The organism is Stutzerimonas stutzeri, assembly GCF_024448895.1.
In the GTDB taxonomy this organism is placed as follows: Bacteria; Pseudomonadota; Gammaproteobacteria; order Pseudomonadales; family Pseudomonadaceae; genus Stutzerimonas; species Stutzerimonas stutzeri_Q.
This window is the reverse complement of sequence record NZ_JAMOIC010000010.1, coordinates 20,137-38,526: the sequence shown is the minus strand read 5'-3', so window position 1 is coordinate 38,526 and position 18,390 is coordinate 20,137. Positions and strand designations below refer to the sequence as shown.

The window sequence follows — 18,390 nt, the reverse complement described above, 5'->3', positions numbered from 1 at the left end:
ATAGAGAAGGGGTTGTCAGGGCCCGAGACGGCATTGCACCGCTCAAGTGATCCGCCAACCGTTCCGCGTTGTGGCGCGGAGCAGTTGGCGGACGCGTTCAGTGACTTGTCACTGGTGTCGACTGCATATGATTAGCGGATCCGACCTTCACCGAGGACGAGCTCCTCTTTGCCGAAATCATCAACGCTGATGACCTTGCGCCGCGCCGCTTCGGCCGCGGTGAGTTGCTGAGCCTCGGCCGCATCGAACACCCCGGCGGCCAGTGCCGCACTGATCGGATCCTCGCCAGCGGTCAGCTTGAGTTCGCCGCTCTTGAGCGCCTTGTGCAGTTTCTTCTGCAGCGGCTGCGAGGCGGCCAGCGTGTTGAACGCGTCGCGCAAAGCGCCGAATGCTTCATCGTTGCCCTGCGGGCGATAGACACCTTCGAGAATCTGCTCCAGTGCCGGATCGCCTTCCGGACGGCCGAGAATGCCAGCGACTTCGGCATCCAGTTCATCCGAGGGCCCCTTGTGGCGAGCGCCAAAGGGAAACACCAATACCTGCAATACGCCGCCAAGCAGACGGTTGGGGAAGTTGGCCAGGGTGTCGGCCAGGGCTTGCTCGGCCTTGCACAGGCAATCTTCCATTGCCCAGCGCAGCAGCGGCGCCTGCTCGACCGGATGGCCGAGGTCGTGATAACGCTTGAGCGCGGCGGACGCCAGATAGAGGTGGCTGAGCACGTCGCCGAGTCGTGCCGAGAGCCGTTCGCGGCGCTTGAGCTCGCCGCCGAGCAGCATCATGGACAGGTCCGCAAGCATGGCGAAGGCCGCGGCGATGCGATCCAAGGCGCGGAAGTAGGGGCGCGTCAGCTCATTGCCGGGCGCCTTGCCCAAAAGGCCGAACGTGAGTCCGAGCACCAGCGTGCTGGCGGTATTGCTGACGGCGAAACCGATGTGCTGCATCAACAAGGTGTCGAACTTCTTGATCGCGGCATCGCGGTCAGGCTCGTGCACCAGCTCCATTTCTCGAAGCACGAAGGGATGGCAGCGGATCGCGCCCTGACCAAAGATCATAAGGTTGCGCGAAAGGATATTCGCGCCTTCCACCGTGATCGAAATGGGTGCCGACAACCATAGGCGGCCGAGGTAGTTGCTTGGCCCCATGATGATTCCTTTACCGCCATGAATGTCCATGGCATCGGTGATGCACTCCCGGCCGCGTTCGGTCAGGTGGTATTTGAGAATGGCCGAGAGCACCGAAGGCTTTTCACCCAGATCGACCGCGTTGGCGGTGAGGATCCGCGCGCTGTCCATGAGCCAGGCATTGCCGCCGATCCGCGCTAGCGGTTCCTGAATGCCTTCGAACGCCGAGAGCGGCACGTTGAACTGCTCGCGGATCTGCGCATAGCGGCCGCTGACGTAGCTGCAGGTCTTGGCAGCACTGGCGCCTGTCGCGGGGAGCGAAATGGAGCGGCCAACCGAGAGGCAGTTCATAAGCATCATCCAGCCTTTGCCGATCATGTCGCGCCCGCCGATGATGGCTTCGAGCGGCACGAACACGTCCTTGCCCCAGTTCGGGCCGTTCATGAACGCAGCGCCCAGCGGCAGATGACGACGGCCGATCTCGACACCGGCGGTATCGGTCGGAATCAATGCGAGGCTGATGCCCAGTTCTTCCTCATCACCCAGCAGGTGCTCAGGGTCGTAGGTCTTGAACGCAACACCGAGCAGCGTGGCGACAGGGCCTAGGGTGATGTAGCGCTTTTCCCAGTTCAGCCGCAGACCAAGCACTTCCTCGCCCTGCCACTGGCCGCGACAGATGACGCCGCTGTCGTTCATAGCCCCTGCGTCCGAACCGGCATAGGGGCCGGTCAGGGCGAAGCAGGGGATATCCGTGCCATTGGCAAGGCGCGGCAGGTAGTGGTTGCGCTGCTCGTCCGTGCCGTAGTGCATCAGCAATTCGGCCGGGCCGAGGGAGTTGGGCACCATGACGGTTGTCGCGAGGTCGCCGCTGCGGGTGGCGAGCTTCATCACGACCTGAGAGTGGGCATAGGCCGAAAAACCCTTGCCGCCAAACTCTTTGGGAATGATCAGCGCGAAGAAACCTTCAGCCTTGATGTAGTCCCAGGCTTCCTGGGGCAGATCCATGCGCTGGCCAATATCCCAGTCGTTGACCATGGCACAGAGGGTTTCGGTCGGGCCATCGACGAAGGCTTGTTCTTCAGCTGTCAGGGTGGCCTTGGGGTAACCGAGCAAGACGTCCCAATCCGGTTTGCCGCTGAACAGCTGGCCATCCCACCAGACCGTACCGGCGTCGATCGCATCGCGTTCAGTACTGGAGATTGGCGGCAGCACCTTTTTGAACCAGTCGAACATTGGGCCGCTGAAATGCTTGATGCGCAGGTCAGTGACCAGCAACGGGACGGCAACGGCAATGAGCATGAGCCAGAGGATGACCATCAACCAGGTCGGCGTCTCATAGGCAGAGCCCATGAGCACGAGATAGGCCGCCACTATGGCCAGCGCGGGAACGGGGGAAACGCGTAGATGAGCAATCAGCGCGATGCCGATCAGTAACACGAGCAGCCAGAGCAGGGTCATGTGGTTTTCCTTGTTGGGCGAATGGCGTCCTACCTGAGCATAGGCTTTCGGAGCGGGAGGGCGAAGCGACAGGACGACGCTATTGGTTTCAGATAATGACCGGAGGCTGGTGAGTGAGTTCGGAAATGACCATGTCAGTGCGTCACGTCGTGTTTCGCGATAGCGAGCGCAGCGCGTTTTTCTGCAAGCGTTGCAATTGCCTGCACGCGCCCTTATCTAGTCTGAATCTCTCTGCGTTGTGTGCATTCTTATATGACTACTGCTCTGTCCATTCGGCAGTTGACCAAGGTTTACGGAAACGGCTTCGAGGCTCTCAAAGGCATCGACCTGGATGTGGCCGAAGGCGATTTCTTTGCGTTGCTAGGCCCTAACGGCGCTGGCAAATCCACCACAATCGGTATTCTTTCCACACTGGTGAATAAGTCCGGCGGCACGGTCAACGTGTTCGGCCACGACCTTGATCGCGATCCGTCCGGATTGAAGCGCTGCCTCGGCGTTGTGCCGCAGGAATTCAACTTCAATCAGTTCGAGAAAGCCTTCGACATCCTCGTCACCCAGGCCGGTTATTACGGCATCCCGGCGAAGATCGCGAAAGAGCGCGCCGAGCAATACCTCAACCAGCTGGGCCTGTGGGAGAAGCGCGATGTCTCTTCGCGGATGCTCTCTGGGGGTATGAAGCGACGTTTGATGATCGCGCGTGCACTGATTCACCGGCCGCGACTGCTGATCCTCGACGAGCCCACCGCGGGTGTGGATATCGAGTTGCGTCGCTCGATGTGGTCCTTCCTGTCCGAACTCAATCGCGAAGGCATCACCATCATCCTCACCACGCACTATCTGGAGGAGGCTGAACAACTGTGCCGCAATATCGGGATCATCGACCGCGGCAATATCGTCAGGAACACCAGCATGCGCGAGCTGCTCAAGCAGCTGCATGTTGAGACGTTTCTGCTCGATCTCAAGGAATCACAGCTGGTGCCGCCCGAGTTGGGCAACTACCCGGCACGCCTGGTCGATCACCACACCCTTGAGGTGCAGGTGGACAAGAGCCAGGGCGTGACCGATCTGTTCCGTATGCTTTCAGCGCAAGGGATCGAAGTGTTGAGCCTTCGCAACAAGACCAATCGGCTTGAAGAACTGTTCGTCTCCATGGTGGAAAACAACCTGCCGCAGGGGTCCAAATGAACGCAGAATTCCGGCCCAATCTGGTTGCCCTGCAGACCATCGTCCATCGCGAAATTCGCCGCTACACGCGCATCTGGCCGCAGACGTTGCTGCCTCCGGCCATCACCATGGTGTTGTATTTCGTCATCTTCGGAAATCTGATCGGCGCGCGGATCGGAGAGATGGATGGCTTCAGTTACATGGAGTACATCGTGCCGGGGCTGATCATGATGTCGGTGATCACCAACTCGTACAGCAACGTGGTCTCAAGTTTTTTCAGCAGCAAGTTCCAGCGCTCCATCGAGGAGTTGCTGGTGTCACCGGTGTCGCCTCACGTGATTCTTATCGGTTTCGCTCTGGGCGGTATTACGCGCGGCCTCGCCGTGGCGTTCATCGTGACGCTGCTGTCGATGTTCTTCACCGACCTGCAGGTCCATCATCTTGGCGTCACGCTGCTGGTGATCACTCTCACATCGACGATCTTCGCCCTGGGCGGTTTCATCAACGCGGTTTTCGCACGCAACTTTGACGACATCTCGATCATTCCGACTTTCGTGCTGACCCCGCTGACCTATCTGGGTGGCGTGTTCTACTCGATCAATCTGCTCTCGCCGTTCTGGCAGACGCTGTCGCTCGCCAATCCCATCCTGCATATGGTCAACGCCTTCCGCTACGGAATTCTCGGCGTGTCGGACATCCAGATCGGCATTGCCATCAGCTTCATGACAGTCGCTGCAATCGTGATGTACCTGTGGTGCATCCAGCTGCTCAAGAGTGGCCGCGGCATGCGTCAGTAGTGACTCCACGTTCAGCCGGCCTTCCTGGCCGGCAGTCGTGGGTCGCGCGGTGATAAACGGGGCCGGAACCGCTACACTTGCGCACGTTTTTTGATCAGGTTCCCGCCATGCAGCATCCCGCCGAACTGTCCCCGCTGGGCAAATCCAGCGCCTATGTCGCGACCTATAGTCCCGAGCAACTGTTTCCCATTCCGCGTGCGCCGAAATGGGCAGAGCTGGGGCTGACAGCCGATGCCCTGCCCTATGCCGGGGTTGATATCTGGAACTGCTACGAACTCTCGTGGCTGCTGCCATCCGGCAAGCCTGTGGTAGCCATCGGCGAGTTCAGCATTCCCGCCGACTCGCCGAACATCATCGAATCCAAGTCTTTCAAGCTCTACCTGAACTCACTGAACCAGTCGGTATTCGAGAGTCGAGATGCGCTGATGGATGTGATGATCAATGATCTCTCAGCAGCGGCGGGAAAGGCTGTCGGCGTTCGTCTCCGGACCTTGGATGAAGTCAGCAGGGAAGGGATTGCACCGCTGGCTGGGCATTGCATCGACGAGCTGAACGTCGCTATCAATCACTACGATGCGCCTCGTGCCGATCTGCTGAGCTGTGATTCAAATCGGCTGGTAGATGAGTGCGTCTACAGCCACCTACTGAAATCCAACTGCCCTGTGACTGGCCAGCCGGACTGGGGAACGGTCGTGATCAAGTACCGTGGCGCTGCGTTGGACCACCGCAGCTTGCTCGCGTATCTGGTGAGTTTTCGTCAGCATGCTGACTTCCACGAGCAGTGCGTGGAGCGAATCTTCCTGGATCTGCAGCAATTACTGCAGCCTGAATACCTGAGTGTGAATGCTCGCTATGTGCGACGCGGCGGCTTGGATATCAACCCTTATCGCAGCACTGATTTCGTCTCGGCGAGCAATGGTCGATTGGTCAGGCAATAACAGCCACAGCGGAAGCCTGAACGGCGATGTCCCGCTGTGACCTGGGCCGGCAGTACCGCTAGATGCCCATATTCGCCAGTGTTTGCATGATGTTGCGCAGCGTCATTGCGGTGTTCGGATGGCTGACTTCGAATCGCTCAACCGCCAGATTGACGCCATCGACCAGTGAGTCGTTCTGTTCTACAACGCCCTGATTGGCCAGGCGGAGTTCGATGTCCTGAGCGATCACTTGCAGCGATGCGCGTTCTTCGTCTGTCAGCGGTGTGTCTTGAGCCAGCTGACTACGCAGCTCTGCCAGCTGCGACTGCAGATCATGTTCCGGCATATTGCATCCCTCTTAGGTTATTTCGAAGCTAGCTTTTTCGCGTAAGCACTGTTGATTCAGGTTAAACCAGCGGCCCTGGCTTGTCGTTGCTTTGATTGGGCGGAGTGCCGTGAAGTTCGCCGCAACCGCTCCGCATGTCTGCCTGCTGCCGAAAACGGTGTTATTGGATTTATACTGCTGCGCTTTGACGGGCAGCCACCCGCATACGAACAAGGAGAAGCCTGCAATGCCATTGATCAGCAAGGATTGGGTCGGAAATTTTACCGTCGCCTTCGTCGCCGCGCTCGCGATGTTCGGCGCTTCGTCATTGCAGGCAGCCGAGGAGGATCCCTGGGAAGGTGTGAACCGGGTGATCTTCAACTTCAACGACAAGGTGGACACCTACACGCTCAAGCCGCTTGCACAGGGCTACCAGAAGGTGACGCCGGGCTTTGTCGAAGACGGCATCGGTAACGTGTTCAGCAACCTGGGTGATGTCGTGGTGCTGACCAACGACTTGCTGCAGGGCAAGGTTCGGGACGCGGGTATCGACACCAGCCGTATTCTGTTCAATACCACCTTTGGCGTGCTCGGCTTCTTCGACGTAGCGACCCGCATGGGGTTGCAGAAGAATGACGAAGACTTCGGCCAGACGCTGGGAGCCTGGGGGCTCGGGAGTGGTCCCTACGTGGTGCTGCCGCTGCTGGGCCCGAGCACCGTGCGCGATGCAGCAGGGCGCGTGCCGGACTCCTACTTGCAGCCCTACCCGCATATGGACCATGTACCGACCCGCAATGTGACGCGAGCGGTAAACGTGGTCGACCTGCGCGCCGGCCTGCTTTCCGCGGAGAAGATGATCACTGGCGACAAGTACATCTTCGTGCGTAATGCCTACCTGCAGAACCGCGAATTCCGCGTCCAGGATGGTCAGGTCGAAGACGACTTCTGATCCTCCTTGAACCGCGTTGCCAAACCCGGCCATGCGGTTCATCGATTGCGCGCCTCAAACCCGAGGCGCCTGCGTCACGCGATGCTCAGCTCATCGACAGGATGGCAAGGCCCAGGCTCTGCCGCCCATCCTCATGGGTGCCTACGCGCACCACCTCGGTCTCGGCATCCAGCCCTTTGAGTTCGTTGTGCTCTGAGGGGATATGCGCCTGAACCTTGTCGCCCATTTGCAGGCTTGTTGCCGCGACGACCTGCATGCCCGTGCTGGAGAGATCCAGGCAGATCGCCTCGTAACGCTGCCCGTCATGAGTCAATGTGATCGCGGTTTCGATCTGCATGCGGATGAAATCGCGTTTTTCGCTGTAATCCCGATCACGCTGAGTCATTGTTTTAGTCCTTCGGATTGAATGGCACCGGCTCTTATAACGCCCGTTAATTAAGCCTGTAAAGCGCAGGCGGAGCGGCGGCGCCTGGCTTGAAACGCAGAACGTATGGGAGTACCGTCTGCGCCTTGAAAAGATCCCTTGCCCAGCGCTCGCGCGGGGCCGATGCTTTCGCCAACATCCTGGCGATACCGCCTGGTAGGAACATGCACAACCCAAGCGCGACGCTGCTGATCATAGATGACGACGATGTGGTACGAGCCAGCCTGGCTGCCTATCTGGATGACAGCGGTTTCAGGGTCCTGCAGGCCCCTAGCGGCCCGCGGGGCATCGAGCTGTTTGATGCCGAACATCCGGATCTGGTTATTTGCGATCTGCGAATGCCGCAGATGGACGGCCTGGAGCTGATTCGACTGATCAGCGAGCGGCACGCGGACCTGCCGGTCATCGTGGTATCCGGCGCTGGCGTGATGAGCGATGCGGTTGAGGCCCTGCGGCTGGGTGCAGCCGACTACCTGATCAAGCCGCTCGAAGATCTGGCGATGCTCGAGCATTCCGTGCGCCGTGCCCTTGATCGGTCACGCTTGCGCATGGAGAACCGCCGCTATCGCGAGCAGCTGGAAACCGCCAACCGCGACCTGCAAGCCAGCCTTCACCTGCTTCAGGAAGACCAGGATGCAGGGCGTCAGGTGCAGATGAACATGCTGCCCGTCACCCCCTGCAATCTCGACGACTTCCAGTTCGCTCATCAGATCATTCCATCGCTCTACCTCTCCGGCGATTTCGTCGATTATTTCCGAGTCGACGAGCACCGCATCGGCTTCTATCTCGCCGATGTGTCCGGTCACGGGGCGTCCTCTGCCTTCGTCACCGTTCTGCTGAAATTCATGACTACGCGCCTGTTGTACGAATCGCGTCGTGGTGGGGCGTTGCGGGCATTCAAGCCGTCCGAGGTACTCGATCACATCAATCGCGGGCTGATCAACTGCAAGCTTGGCAAGCACGTCACCATGCTTGGTGGAGTGATCGATCAGGAACGCAATGTGCTGCATTACAGCATCGGTGGCCACCTCCCGATGCCGGTGATTTATACCGGCGGGTCTGCGAAGTATCTGGAAGGAAAGGGCCTGCCGGTTGGCCTGTTCGTCGAAGCCACCTACGATAATTATGAGATCGAACTGCCAGATGCCTTCAGTCTGACACTGCTTTCCGATGGCATTTTGGACCTTTTGCCGGGCGATACCCTCAAAGAAAAGGAAGCCGGGCTGCCCGGTTTGATTTCCGAGGCGGGTGGCAAGCTGGAAGGCCTACAGCGCGTGCTGGGTCTTGCCGATCTGGAGGATATGCCTGATGACATCGCGTTGCTGGTATTGAGCAGGAACCTTGCATGAGCACTGGAAAGATCCAGTTCGCTGAGCAGGACGGTACGTTCGTTCTCAAGTTTGTCGGCGAAATTCGGCTGACGCTTTGCTCGGCACTGGATGCAACGATCGAGAAGATCTTCTCTTCACTGGATTTCTCCTCCATCGTCATTGACCTTACCGAAAGCCGTAGCATCGACAGCACGACGCTGGGCCTGCTTGCCAAGCTTTCGATCCTGTCGCGGCAGAAGGTCGGCATGCTGCCAACCCTGGTAACGACGCACGCGGACATCACCCGACTGTTGCAGTCGATGGGCTTCGATCAAGTGTTCAATATCGTAGATCAACCGCTGCCATCGCCTGAGCAGCTGGCTGACCTGCCCAGCCAGGACCAGTCCGAGGAAGTCGTGAAGAGTAAGGTTCTTGAGGCTCACCGTATCCTGATGAGCCTCAATGAATCCAACCGCGAGGCCTTTCGCGACCTCGTGACTGCGCTGGAACGCTCCTGAATTACAGCTTGGTAGGCAGCAGCGCTTCCAGCTTTTCCTGATCCCGCGCGAATTGGCGAATGCCTTCAGCCAATTTCTCGGTCGCCATCGGATCTTCGTTCAATCCCCAACGGAAACTGCCCTCATCCATGCTGATACGAGGTTCTGACGCGCGCCCCGGTGAGAGCTTGCGCTCCAGGGTGCCTTCTTCCTGCGCCAGCTGGCTGAGCAGTTCAGGGCTGATCGTCAGGCGATCACAGCCTGCCAAGGCTTCGATCTGACCGGCGTTCCGGAAGCTGGCGCCCATCACTACCGTCTTGTAACCGTGCGTCTTGTAGTAGTCGTAGATGCGGCTGACCGACTGTACGCCCGGGTCTTCATCGCCTACATAGTCGCGACCTTCGAACTTCTTGTACCAGTCGTAGATGCGACCGACGAAGGGCGAAATCAGAAACACGCCGGCTTCAGCGCAGGCGACCGCCTGGGTGAAGGAGAACAGCAGCGTCAGGTTGGTCTGGATGCCGGACTTCTCCAGTTGCTCGGCGGCGCGAATGCCTTCCCAGGTGGAGGCCAGTTTGATCAGCACACGCTCGCGGGACACACCGGCTTGTTCATACAAACCGATCAGACGCTCGCCGCGCTGCACCATCGCCTCGGTATCGAACGACAGGCGTGCATCGACTTCAGTCGAGATCCGCCCCGGAATCAGCTTGAGCACTTCCTGGCCAACCGCGACGGCGAACAGGTCACAGCCCAGCCCGATGTCACCCTCGCAGCGCGACATGGCCGCCTGCAGATGATCGGCATAGCGGGGCAGGGAAGCGGCCTTGAGAAGAAGCGACGGATTGGTGGTGGCGTCGACTGGTTGCAGACGGGCAATGGCATCAAGGTCGCCGGTGTCGGCAACGACGGTGGTGAATTGCTTGAGTTGTTCCAGCTTTGATGTCATGGGGCGCTCTATCCTCTGAGTTGGCGTTTCGCCGGGCCTGCTGTCAGCCAGGCATGTATCCGGTTCGGGCGGGACAGCCGTTGGATCGAAAAAGGGTGCGGATGTTCAGCGACCTTCCAGCATGCTGGTCGCCTGGTCAAGCAACGCCAGCGGATCTGGGGCCTTGTGGATGTCGACCGACAGCAGCTGGCGAAAGCGTCGGGCACCGGGGAAGCCCTGGCCGAGCCCGAGCACATGACGGGTGATGTGGTGCATCGAACCGCCAGCGTCCACATGCTTCTGAATGTAGGGCCGCATCCGACGTAGCGCTTCGGCGCGGGATATGACGGGCTCCTGGCCGTCAAACAATCGGGTATCCACCTGCGCCAGCAAATAGGGGTTGTGATATGCCTCGCGACCGAGCATCACGCCGTCGAAGTGCTCAAGGTGTGCCTCGCAGGCCTCGAGCGTCTTGATACCGCCGTTGAGAATGATCTCCAGATCGGGGAAGTCGCACTTCAAGCGCTCAGCGACGTCATAACGCAGCGGCGGGACCTCACGGTTCTCCTTCGGCGACAGCCCTTCGAGAATCGCAATGCGTGCATGCACGGTAAAACTGCGGCAGCCCGCATCCCGAACCTGACCCACGAAGTCACAGAGCTCTGCATAACTGTCGCGTCCGTTGATGCCGATTCGGTGCTTTACCGTCACTTCTATTCCGACCGCGTCGCGCATTGCTTTGACGCAATCGGCAACCAGGGCGGGATGCCCCATGAGGCAGGCGCCAATCATGTTGTTCTGCACTCGATCGCTGGGGCAGCCGACATTGAGGTTCACCTCGTCATAGCCAGCCTCTTGCGCCAGCTTCGCGCAGGCCGCGAGATCGCCAGGCACGCTGCCACCCAGCTGCAACGCCAACGGATGTTCCGCCTCGTCATGACGCAGGAAGCGCTCGGCATCACCGTTCAGCAATGCACCGGTGGTAACCATTTCGGTATAGAGCAGCGCGTGACGGGATAGCTGACGCAGAAAGTACCTGCAATGGCGGTCAGTCCAGTCCATCATCGGCGCGACGGAGAAGCGCCTGTTTACCGAAGGGCCCGTAATTGCTGGATTTAGAGGGGGGATCGTCATTTCAGAGTCGACATTACTTTGGCGAGGTTTTGAAGGTGATGGTTGTGTTCAGACCGGTGACGAGACCATCCGTGAGGCAACAAGCGTCGCGTGCTCTGTACAAGGAAGCATCGGGATAGCGTTGGTGGTCCACCGTCTGAATCCGAAACAGGAAGGGTGGGCGGCAAGTCTATCAGGAGAGTTACGCCTTCGAGCGTAAGAAGGCGGCCAGGTTTGGGCTACCCGCTATGAGATTGAGCCCAACGAATCGTGATTTATGGCAGTCGGGTGGTTGCCCCATCGCGGCGATGATGTCCTCATCAGATCGGTTGAGCAGAAATATGCAGGCAACTACCAGCGAAACGACAAATGAGCATGGATACACGAACCCCAGCTCAGCGCCCTCGGTGCCCGCTGACAAAAAACCTGAGATGTCGCGAGCGACCGTTAGACCGCAAGTAATGCGCAGAGCCGAGCAGTGTTCAACATGGCTCCATCCTTATCGATTTGATTCATCAAAAAGCGCAGCGATGGGGAAAAACGGACATCTGCCACCGTCATGCCCAATGCCAAAAAGCGGTATCTGTCCAGCAGGATTACTGCTTTTTTTTCTTAAAAAGGCGTTGACATAAATTGTTATGCACATTCCAGCTCGCAGTGGGGCAACTAACGGTACTTTTTTGCAGTCCGGATCATCCAGCAGATTAAGTTCTTGATTTATATGGGTTTATGTCCGCTGCACAAATTCTCGCCGATCTGTTGCAAACCCACGCCGGCTGGGCACTTGGGCGAGTCATCCAACAACTGTGCACAGTGTTATCCACAGCTTCTGGGGATAACCCTGCGAGGCCAGACACGACAAGCGTTTCAAACGTATTACAGGTTAGCCGCGGATCCTGGAGTGTCGAAATTTAGGCCTGATGCGTGATTAGTGGTCCCATTTGGATTGCCATCTGGTAATACCAAACCACCTGCGCAAATCGACTGGCACATCGGGAAATTCGGCGAGCTGTGGATTGGCGTACATCTGGTCGGTGCCATGCTGGCCACGGTCTTGCTCAGCGCGAGCCGAGGGACACGTATTTTTTCGTTACTGGGTGAACTCCGTTGTTTTACGCGTTCCAAGCTGGACACCAGCCGTCTCGCTTTCGAGCCGGGCCTGGGCGCGTAAGGCAACTCCATCACTTTCTCAAGGGACGAAAAACATGTTTCAAATGGAACGGAATTACAGCGAGAAACGCGACTTCATCCGCATGCAGATGAACACGCAGATAACCCTGTCGCAGGGCGGGCAAACCATTCAGGGCGTTTGCCAGGATCTGTCCGGCACTGGTATGCAGGTGCTTGCCAAAAGCGCTTTCAGCCTGGGCGAGAAGATTCGTGTCCAGATCCCCTCCGAACATGCGGAGCTCGATGGCTTGGACGCACTGACCGAGGTGGTGCGCGTCGACAGCCACGAGGATGGCCGTCAAAGCCTGGGGCTGACCATTCTCTCTATGAGCTGACACTCATCCGGTTGCTGGTTGTGGCCCGACGCGTCGCCTAAGGGGGATGAGCCGGGCCTTGATCTGTCAGGGTTTGGCACCTTCTCCAGGGCAACAGCAGCCTGCTGCTATTCACCGGCTCCCGGTGCTGCGCTTCGGGTACATCAGCCCATGTCTGCTTGGCTTGGTCCTCATGAGAATCAGGCGAATCTCCGTTGGCCATCCTTCATCCCGGTGACGACCTCGACCAGATCGGCTTGGTCAGCGTGAGGTTAATAGCCGCCTACGCTGTCGATTCCGGCTCGTACTTCGATGCGCTCGCTGTCCGGTTCCACATAGCCCGTGATTAGGTCGGTTTATCTTGATGGCACGTCCGAGCATTACCTGGCATCGCCTTTAGATAATGGCTACTGGCCTAACGGTGTGGCTTCGAGTCCGGCAGAAGGCCCGAACAGGCGGAGCCGGCTGCGGGAACTCGAGGAGCGGTCGCCTGGGGGCGGCAAGCGGGCCCGCCTTTAGACGGATGAATTCCCACAGGGTGCACTCGGAAAGGAGCAGTGGCACTGTGCTATTCGCTAAAGCCGAAAAGATAATTTGTCCAGACTTATTGCTGCCATTTTTTCTTAAAAAGGCGTTGACAAGAATGGTTATGCACATTTCAGGGCGTGATTCGTGGCACTGATGTCATGGCGCTTCGCTTGATTCGTAAGGTTAAGTTAAGTATCTGATTTATATGAAGTTATATGAATTGCGCAAAAACTCGCCGATCTGTGGAGAAGCCCCATGCATTGGGCTTTTGAGCAAGTCATCCCAACTATGTACACAGTGTTATCCACAGGATCTGTGGATAACACATGTAGGCCAAAAGGGGCGGGCGTTTCAAGGGTTTAAGCTCAGCTGAGGGGCGCAAAACGGTCGCCTCGGGTCAGAGCAAACACTTCGGGATTAGGCTTGAATCAATCGCAGTGGTTGTGATGGAGGACAGGTCGGGATTCGCTGGCGTTCAATACCTCATCCCCCGATTGAAGCGCTTCCCCGTTCAGCTTCAGGCCTCAACCTTTGGCACACGCCTGCGGCGCTCAGCGAGGGCTCAAGTCCATATTCCACCAGCAATGTTGGCGTCGATCTGCTCGTTCGTGAGCACGGGACGGCTTTCGTCCCGGAAGTTAGGATCGCCTATGCGTGTGGTGCGCCGCCGATCAGCAGGATCGGGCGTGCGCTGCCTTCTGTAGCCAGCGCATGAGGATCAGGCCCTGGAGATGGCCGCCGTACAGGCTGTCAGCCTGTGGCTCATCGTCGGTCAAGCCTGAAACGGCGGCGGGCGATCAGCCGTTCCAATAGCGAGGCAGCCCTTTCCGCTCACGTTCGCGTTCCTTGAGAGACTTGTTTTCGGTATCAGCAGAGCCCTTCGATGCGCCCTGAGCAGTTTCGGAATCATCTTCATCACTACTCTGCGTGACGGTTTTGTTTGGTTGGTGACTATTTATCTGATTGGCAGGTTGATGTGGCGTTTGTTCTGCAAACGCATAGCCTGTAAAGGCTATTGCAACTAACAAGGGAAGTGTAAAAGTCTTCATGGCGCAATTCCTTCGTGATTACATATTCAGAGGCGCCATGCTGCCAATCGCTGTGTGGATGGTGTAGTGAAGCGTGTTAACAGTGTTTATCGACGCCATCGATAGTGAAGTGCCCGTTGAATAATCATCGAGGAGCCAATGAGCACGGATGTTTAGCCCCAGCGAAGGTCGTCATAACGGTTGTTAACTATCGTGACGATAGTTCTGGTCAATTATCACGCTCGGCAATTAACAATACTGTTCGTTTTGATTTATCGACTCATTCAAGGCCTGTTTGAATACCCTCCATGCAAGCAGTCACCCAGACAAACTTGCTCTTGACGTGATGGTGAATCGAATGAACAAATCAGTAGTAGTAGCAATCCTCAGTGCGCTGGCCGCAACTTCCGCATTTGCCAAAAATGATTATCGGGCTGAGCCTCTCGAACCAGTGGAATACCACTACGGTATGGACCTCGACGTTAAACGGGTCATTTCTCTGACCGACACAAGTGACAGTACCGGCGTTGTGCCCGCCACCTTGATCTACGAAGACAGCCAGGGACAGGTCAAGTCAATCGAGTTCACTGAAGCTGGCCGCCTTGGAAGCGAAGGCTAATGCCGGAAATCAGCTGGAGCTGTATCGAGCGTCAGCTCCAGCGTTCTTCAGGTGATCAGGACAGCGGCTGCGCCAGACCCGAGCAGAACTGCTTGAGTGCCAAACACGCAAACAGCCTATGTTGGCGTCTCCCTTCCGAAGTGACCGGTTGCGTCGCTCAGTGATCGGCATCCAGCCAAGCGCATAATTCGTCTACCTTCTAAGTTGGCACCCGAGACGCCCGCCCCAGGGCCCTGTCGGCCAATCACAAGAAGAAGGAATGAGTTCCATGCGCCTGCTCCACATCTCACGACCCACCATTTCCCTGATGCTTGCCGTCACCGGCCCAATGGCGTTTTCCGCCAGCCTTGAGGGCGGGGCGGTCGCAGCCCCCGATGAGTACAGCGCCAAGGTGGCCGCTCAGGTGCTCAAGTCCGGCGGCAACGCTGTGGATGCCGCTGTAGCGACCGCCTTTACGTTGGCAGTCACCTACCCCGAGGCGGGCAATATTGGCGGCGGTGGCTTCATGACGCTGTACATCGAGGGCAAGCCGTACTTTCTGGATTACCGGGAAGTCGCACCGAAGGCCGCCAGCAAGACCATGTACCTCGACGAAAAGGGCGAGGTCATCGAGAACCTGAGCCTGGTCGGCGCCAAGGCGTCCGGCGTGCCCGGCACCGTGCTGGGCATGTGGGAGGCCCATCAGCGCTTCGGCAAGTTGCCCTGGAGCGAACTCATCACCCCAGCGGTCGGCTATGCCCGTGAAGGCTTCACAGTGGCCGACCAGCAATTCCAGTACCGCGAGGACGCCATCGGGCTGTTCAACGGCACGACCAACTTCGAGGATTACTTCGGCAGCATGCGGCCCGGTTCCACCTTCCGCCAGCCGGAGCTGGCCGAGACGCTGGAGCGCATCGCCGACAAGGGGCCCGATGATTTCTACAAAGGCAAAACCGCCGATTTGCTGGTTGCGCAGATGCAGCGTGATGACGGGCTGATCACCAAGGAGGACCTGGCCGACTACCGCGTCAAATGGCGCGAACCGATGCGTGTCGACTGGCAGGGCAACAGCCTCTACACCGCGCCACTGCCCAGCTCTGGCGGCATCGCCCTGGCGCAGCTGATCGGCATGAAGGAGCAGCGCGCCGCCGACTTCAAGGGCGTCGAGCTGAATTCGGCACGCTACATCCACCTGCTGGCGGAGATCGAGAAACGCGTGTTTGCCGACCGTGCTGACTACCTCGGTGACCCGGACTATTCCGACGTGCCGGTCGCGAAGCTGACATCGCCCGAGTATCTGAAGCAGCGCGCGTCCGAGATCAATCCCACGGCCATTTCCGAAACCGAGGAGGTGCGTCCGGGCCTCGAATCGACGCAGACGACTCACTTCTCCATCGTCGATGCCGACGGCAATGCGGCCAGCAACACCTACACCCTCAATCTGGATTACGGCAGCGGTGTGGTGGTCAAGGGCGCCGGCTTCCTGCTCAACGACGAGATGGACGACTTCAGTGCCAAGCCGGGCGTGGCCAATGCCTTCGGTGTGGTCGGTAGCGACGCCAACGCCATCGAACCGGGCAAGCGCATGCTGTCTTCGATGAGCCCGAGCATCGTCACGCGCGACGGCAAGGTCAGCCTGGTGCTCGGTACGCCGGGCGGCTCGCGCATCTTCACCTCGATCTTTCAGGTGCTGAACAACGTCTACGACTTCGACATGCCGCTGGAAAAAGCCGTGGCTGCGCAACGGGTGCACCATCAGCTGCTGCCGAAAGACACCATCTATTACGACGCCCATGCACCGCTGACTGGCAAGGTTGCCGACGAGCTGAAAGCCATGGGCTACACCCTGGAGGATCAGGGCTGGATGATGGGTGATATCCAGGCTATACGCGTCGACGGCACGCGCCTGCAGACTGGGTCAGACCCGCGCGGGCGTGGCGTGGGGATGGTCGTCAAACCTTGATGGGGAAGGGCGTGCGGAAGGATCGCGGCCGTCTCGTGAAGCCTCATGCGCCGTAGCGGGCTGCGGCGCATGAGCTTCAGCTCTCTACGCCGCACATGGGCTGCGCGGCTTTGAACGCGAAGGGTTACTGCGGGCGGTAGATGGCACAGAGCTTGTTGCCGTCAGGGTCGCGTACATAGCTGAGGTGCATCGCGCCGAGGCTGGATTCGCGCAGTCCTGGCGGGTCTTCGCAGGTCGTCCCGCCATGGGCGACGCCGACATCGTGAAACGCCTTGACCTGCTCAGCCGAGCTGCACTTGAAGCCAATCGTGCCGCCGTTGCCGACAGTCGCTTCCTCACCGTTGATGGGCTCGGTGACACCGAACAGGCTGCCGTCGTGGCGATAGAACAGGCGGGTATGCCCGGATGGCCCCACGTTGCGCACCGGCTCGCCAGCGCCGAGTACACCGAGTACGGCATCGTAGAACCGCTTCGACCGTACAATATCATTCGAACCGACCATTACATGATTGAGCATGGGGGCCTCGCTATGTGGTTTGGAGTTGTGCGGCTATGGAGCGCGCACTCTAGCATCGGGACGAAGAGGGCGGGCAGACGGTGGGTTGGATGAGGAACCCGGATGTTCGAACCCTCGCAGAGGCAGCTCTCGGCCAAAAGCTGCCTGCGCTAGTAGGCAATAGTTCCACTCCGTTGCGGCCTCTTGGCCCTTCCAATTTCCAATCGACGGCACCGGACAGGTTCGATCTGAGTTAAATCGAGCCCACGCGCGATTGCATTGGGGGCAGGCTCTAGCTCAGATGTCACAGTGCAAATACCTGCGGTCAGCGTTCCGGCGCGCGCGACCGCATCCGAGACAACCTCAGACATGAATTAACGGGTTAGCCGGCGAAACCGAAATACCAGGCGGCCGCCGGAACAGCCGACAAAAGCACAAGCGACGCTATGGTCAGTGCTCCGTCCCGCGTCAGCAGACTGGCGGCAAACAGAGCGATCACGGCGGATGCGATGGAGCCCGACGTCGGAATAATCTCCATGAACGGCATGAACATCGTCAGACAAAGGATCAAGATCAACGGCAACCAGATCCATGGGCGGTGGAAGAGAAAGGTCAGCCGCGTTTTAAGAAAACGCTCGACGAAATGCACCGGCTTGCGCAGCCAGCCGATACCTTTGCAGAGCTTCTGGCTGGACATCCGCCTGCGAGTGATGAAGCCCGGCAACCAGAGACAGTTGCGTCCAGCAATCATCTGCACGACCAAAATGAAGAGGACCGCAGCGACAACAGCTGTAATGCCAGGTATGGCGCTAGCAGGGGAGGTGGAGATCAGTGAGAACACAAGCAACAGCGAGGCAAAGGAATGCGGCCCGAGCCGCTCGATCACATCCGCCACCGCTATGCTCTCGTCGTGGATAGAACTCTCAAGTTGATCGAGAACGTCACTGAGGGCATGTGTCACTTCTGCCATAGGTTACCCCGCCGAGCTGCATTGAATTGAAGGCCAAAAAACGATGTTTTGGCGGAAGTCCACCGCTGTAAACGGTCGTAACCGCAGCGTTCCGCGTGGCTAGTGCAGTGGCCCGCAGGAGGCGAAAGCCTCGAACCTCAATGGCAATGGTTTGCGAAGCCATTCGAAGCGAAACTGTTCTTCCGATACTTTCAGAACACTTGGGCGGCATTCACGGGCGCGGGCCTTATAGGTAAGTCTGATTACGCAAATGCTCAGGAATTTCGTGCTCGAGAGTTTCATTCCGAGCGGTGCTAGCCGGGCTGCTGGTTTCACTCTCA

General features: G+C 58.4%; 17 protein-coding genes and 1 pseudogene. 9 read left to right on the top strand and 9 right to left on the bottom strand.

Annotation, left to right across the window (positions count from 1 at the left end; translation table 11 throughout):
• Positions 1-131: 131 nt before the first annotated feature.
• Positions 132-2,579, bottom strand: a complete 2,448-nt coding sequence (locus NA619_RS13425) for an acyl-CoA dehydrogenase (RefSeq protein ID WP_255962351.1) — start codon at positions 2,577-2,579, stop codon at positions 132-134.
• A gap of 252 nt (positions 2,580-2,831) precedes the next feature.
• Between NA619_RS13425 and NA619_RS13420 the strand changes: the two genes are divergently transcribed.
• From NA619_RS13420 to queF, 3 genes are all read left to right on the top strand, one after another.
• Positions 2,832-3,764 (top strand): ABC transporter ATP-binding protein, encoded by a 933-nt coding sequence (locus tag NA619_RS13420; RefSeq protein WP_255962350.1) that lies wholly within the window; start codon positions 2,832-2,834, stop codon positions 3,762-3,764.
• Complete coding sequence (locus NA619_RS13415; RefSeq protein WP_255962349.1) at positions 3,761-4,540, top strand: ABC transporter permease; 780 nt, start codon at positions 3,761-3,763, stop codon at positions 4,538-4,540. The genes NA619_RS13420 and NA619_RS13415 overlap by 4 nt, the downstream gene beginning before the upstream one ends.
• A gap of 107 nt (positions 4,541-4,647) precedes the next feature.
• Positions 4,648-5,478, top strand: coding sequence for an NADPH-dependent 7-cyano-7-deazaguanine reductase QueF (gene queF / locus NA619_RS13410; RefSeq protein ID WP_255962348.1), 831 nt, complete (start codon positions 4,648-4,650; stop codon positions 5,476-5,478).
• A 58-nt stretch (positions 5,479-5,536) separates the two neighbouring features.
• On the opposite strand, the gene NA619_RS13405 is transcribed toward queF, so the two are convergent.
• On the bottom strand, positions 5,537-5,803 hold the full coding sequence (locus NA619_RS13405) for a DUF4404 family protein (protein WP_255962347.1): 267 nt from the start codon (positions 5,801-5,803) through the stop codon (positions 5,537-5,539).
• Between the two features lie 226 nt (positions 5,804-6,029).
• Here NA619_RS13405 and NA619_RS13400 point away from each other — a divergent pair, with 226 nt between their 5' ends.
• Positions 6,030-6,731, top strand: a complete 702-nt coding sequence (locus NA619_RS13400) for an MlaA family lipoprotein (protein ID WP_255962346.1) — start codon at positions 6,030-6,032, stop codon at positions 6,729-6,731.
• A gap of 85 nt (positions 6,732-6,816) precedes the next feature.
• Here NA619_RS13400 and NA619_RS13395 read toward each other — a convergent pair whose 3' ends face one another.
• Complete coding sequence (locus NA619_RS13395) at positions 6,817-7,116, bottom strand: PilZ domain-containing protein (RefSeq protein ID WP_255962345.1); 300 nt, start codon at positions 7,114-7,116, stop codon at positions 6,817-6,819.
• A gap of 203 nt (positions 7,117-7,319) precedes the next feature.
• Here NA619_RS13395 and rssB point away from each other — a divergent pair, with 203 nt between their 5' ends.
• Both rssB and rssC read left to right on the top strand, forming a co-directional pair.
• The gene (gene rssB / locus NA619_RS13390; protein WP_255962344.1) at positions 7,320-8,504 is read left to right on the top strand and encodes a two-component system response regulator RssB; all 1,185 of its coding nucleotides are present in this window, start codon (positions 7,320-7,322) and stop codon (positions 8,502-8,504) included.
• Positions 8,501-8,983 carry an anti-sigma factor antagonist RssC gene (gene rssC / locus NA619_RS13385; protein ID WP_122164913.1) on the top strand — a complete coding sequence of 161 codons (483 nt, stop codon included), beginning with the start codon at positions 8,501-8,503 and terminating at the stop codon, positions 8,981-8,983. Before rssB ends, rssC begins: the two co-directional genes overlap by 4 nt.
• A gap of 1 nt (position 8,984) precedes the next feature.
• Here rssC and tal read toward each other — a convergent pair whose 3' ends face one another.
• Together tal and dusA are read right to left on the bottom strand one after the other, a co-directional pair.
• Entirely contained in the window at positions 8,985-9,911 is a 927-nt protein-coding gene (gene tal / locus NA619_RS13380) for a transaldolase (RefSeq protein ID WP_255962343.1), read from the bottom strand.
• A 105-nt stretch (positions 9,912-10,016) separates the two neighbouring features.
• Positions 10,017-11,024: a tRNA dihydrouridine(20/20a) synthase DusA gene (gene dusA, locus NA619_RS13375; RefSeq protein WP_255962341.1), complete on the bottom strand. Its 1,008-nt coding sequence runs from the start codon at positions 11,022-11,024 to the stop codon at positions 10,017-10,019.
• Positions 11,025-12,208: 1,184 nt separating this feature from the next.
• Here dusA and NA619_RS13370 point away from each other — a divergent pair.
• The gene (locus NA619_RS13370; protein WP_255962340.1) at positions 12,209-12,508 is read left to right on the top strand and encodes a PilZ domain-containing protein; all 300 of its coding nucleotides are present in this window, start codon (positions 12,209-12,211) and stop codon (positions 12,506-12,508) included.
• A 1,084-nt stretch (positions 12,509-13,592) separates the two neighbouring features.
• On the opposite strand, the pseudogene NA619_RS13365 reads toward NA619_RS13370, so the two are convergent.
• Positions 13,593-13,770, bottom strand: a pseudogene (locus NA619_RS13365) (tyrosine--tRNA ligase); the annotation flags it as partial.
• Between the two features lie 42 nt (positions 13,771-13,812).
• Complete coding sequence (locus NA619_RS13360; protein WP_255962339.1) at positions 13,813-14,064, bottom strand: hypothetical protein; 252 nt, start codon at positions 14,062-14,064, stop codon at positions 13,813-13,815.
• Positions 14,065-14,401: 337 nt separating this feature from the next.
• Between NA619_RS13360 and NA619_RS13355 the strand changes: the two genes are divergently transcribed.
• Both NA619_RS13355 and ggt read left to right on the top strand, forming a co-directional pair.
• Positions 14,402-14,662 (top strand): DUF2790 domain-containing protein, encoded by a 261-nt coding sequence (locus NA619_RS13355; protein ID WP_255962338.1) that lies wholly within the window; start codon positions 14,402-14,404, stop codon positions 14,660-14,662.
• Positions 14,663-14,969: 307 nt separating this feature from the next.
• Positions 14,970-16,604 (top strand): gamma-glutamyltransferase, encoded by a 1,635-nt coding sequence (ggt, locus tag NA619_RS13350; protein WP_255962476.1) that lies wholly within the window; start codon positions 14,970-14,972, stop codon positions 16,602-16,604.
• Between the two features lie 124 nt (positions 16,605-16,728).
• Here the strand turns inward: ggt and NA619_RS13345 are convergent, their stop codons facing one another.
• Both NA619_RS13345 and NA619_RS13340 read right to left on the bottom strand, forming a co-directional pair.
• On the bottom strand, positions 16,729-17,121 hold the full coding sequence (locus tag NA619_RS13345; RefSeq protein ID WP_255962337.1) for a VOC family protein: 393 nt from the start codon (positions 17,119-17,121) through the stop codon (positions 16,729-16,731).
• 361 nt (positions 17,122-17,482) lie between these two features.
• Positions 17,483-18,070 (bottom strand): exopolysaccharide biosynthesis protein, encoded by a 588-nt coding sequence (locus NA619_RS13340; RefSeq protein WP_255962336.1) that lies wholly within the window; start codon positions 18,068-18,070, stop codon positions 17,483-17,485.
• Between the last annotated feature and the right edge of the window lie 320 nt (positions 18,071-18,390).

Bases quoted from the DNA above. Each gene is read 5' to 3' on its own strand.
- NA619_RS13360 (WP_255962339.1), bottom strand. From the start codon at position 14,064: ATGAAGACTTTTACACTTCCCTTGTTAGTTGCAATAGCCTTTACAGGC.
- NA619_RS13405 (WP_255962347.1), bottom strand. From the start codon at position 5,803: ATGCCGGAACATGATCTGCAGTCGCAGCTGGCAGAGCTGCGTAGTCAG.
- NA619_RS13425 (WP_255962351.1), bottom strand. From the start codon at position 2,579: ATGACCCTGCTCTGGCTGCTCGTGTTACTGATCGGCATCGCGCTGATT.
- NA619_RS13340 (WP_255962336.1), bottom strand. From the start codon at position 18,070: ATGGCAGAAGTGACACATGCCCTCAGTGACGTTCTCGATCAACTTGAG.
- dusA (WP_255962341.1), bottom strand. From the start codon at position 11,024: ATGACGATCCCCCCTCTAAATCCAGCAATTACGGGCCCTTCGGTAAAC.
- NA619_RS13400 (WP_255962346.1), top strand. From the start codon at position 6,030: ATGCCATTGATCAGCAAGGATTGGGTCGGAAATTTTACCGTCGCCTTC.
- NA619_RS13420 (WP_255962350.1), top strand. From the start codon at position 2,832: ATGACTACTGCTCTGTCCATTCGGCAGTTGACCAAGGTTTACGGAAAC.
- ggt (WP_255962476.1), top strand. From the start codon at position 14,970: ATGCTTGCCGTCACCGGCCCAATGGCGTTTTCCGCCAGCCTTGAGGGC.
- NA619_RS13345 (WP_255962337.1), bottom strand. From the start codon at position 17,121: ATGCTCAATCATGTAATGGTCGGTTCGAATGATATTGTACGGTCGAAG.
- NA619_RS13370 (WP_255962340.1), top strand. From the start codon at position 12,209: ATGTTTCAAATGGAACGGAATTACAGCGAGAAACGCGACTTCATCCGC.
- NA619_RS13395 (WP_255962345.1), bottom strand. From the start codon at position 7,116: ATGACTCAGCGTGATCGGGATTACAGCGAAAAACGCGATTTCATCCGC.
- NA619_RS13415 (WP_255962349.1), top strand. From the start codon at position 3,761: ATGAACGCAGAATTCCGGCCCAATCTGGTTGCCCTGCAGACCATCGTC.
- rssC (WP_122164913.1), top strand. From the start codon at position 8,501: ATGAGCACTGGAAAGATCCAGTTCGCTGAGCAGGACGGTACGTTCGTT.
- queF (WP_255962348.1), top strand. From the start codon at position 4,648: ATGCAGCATCCCGCCGAACTGTCCCCGCTGGGCAAATCCAGCGCCTAT.
- NA619_RS13355 (WP_255962338.1), top strand. From the start codon at position 14,402: ATGAACAAATCAGTAGTAGTAGCAATCCTCAGTGCGCTGGCCGCAACT.
- tal (WP_255962343.1), bottom strand. From the start codon at position 9,911: ATGACATCAAAGCTGGAACAACTCAAGCAATTCACCACCGTCGTTGCC.
- rssB (WP_255962344.1), top strand. From the start codon at position 7,320: ATGCACAACCCAAGCGCGACGCTGCTGATCATAGATGACGACGATGTG.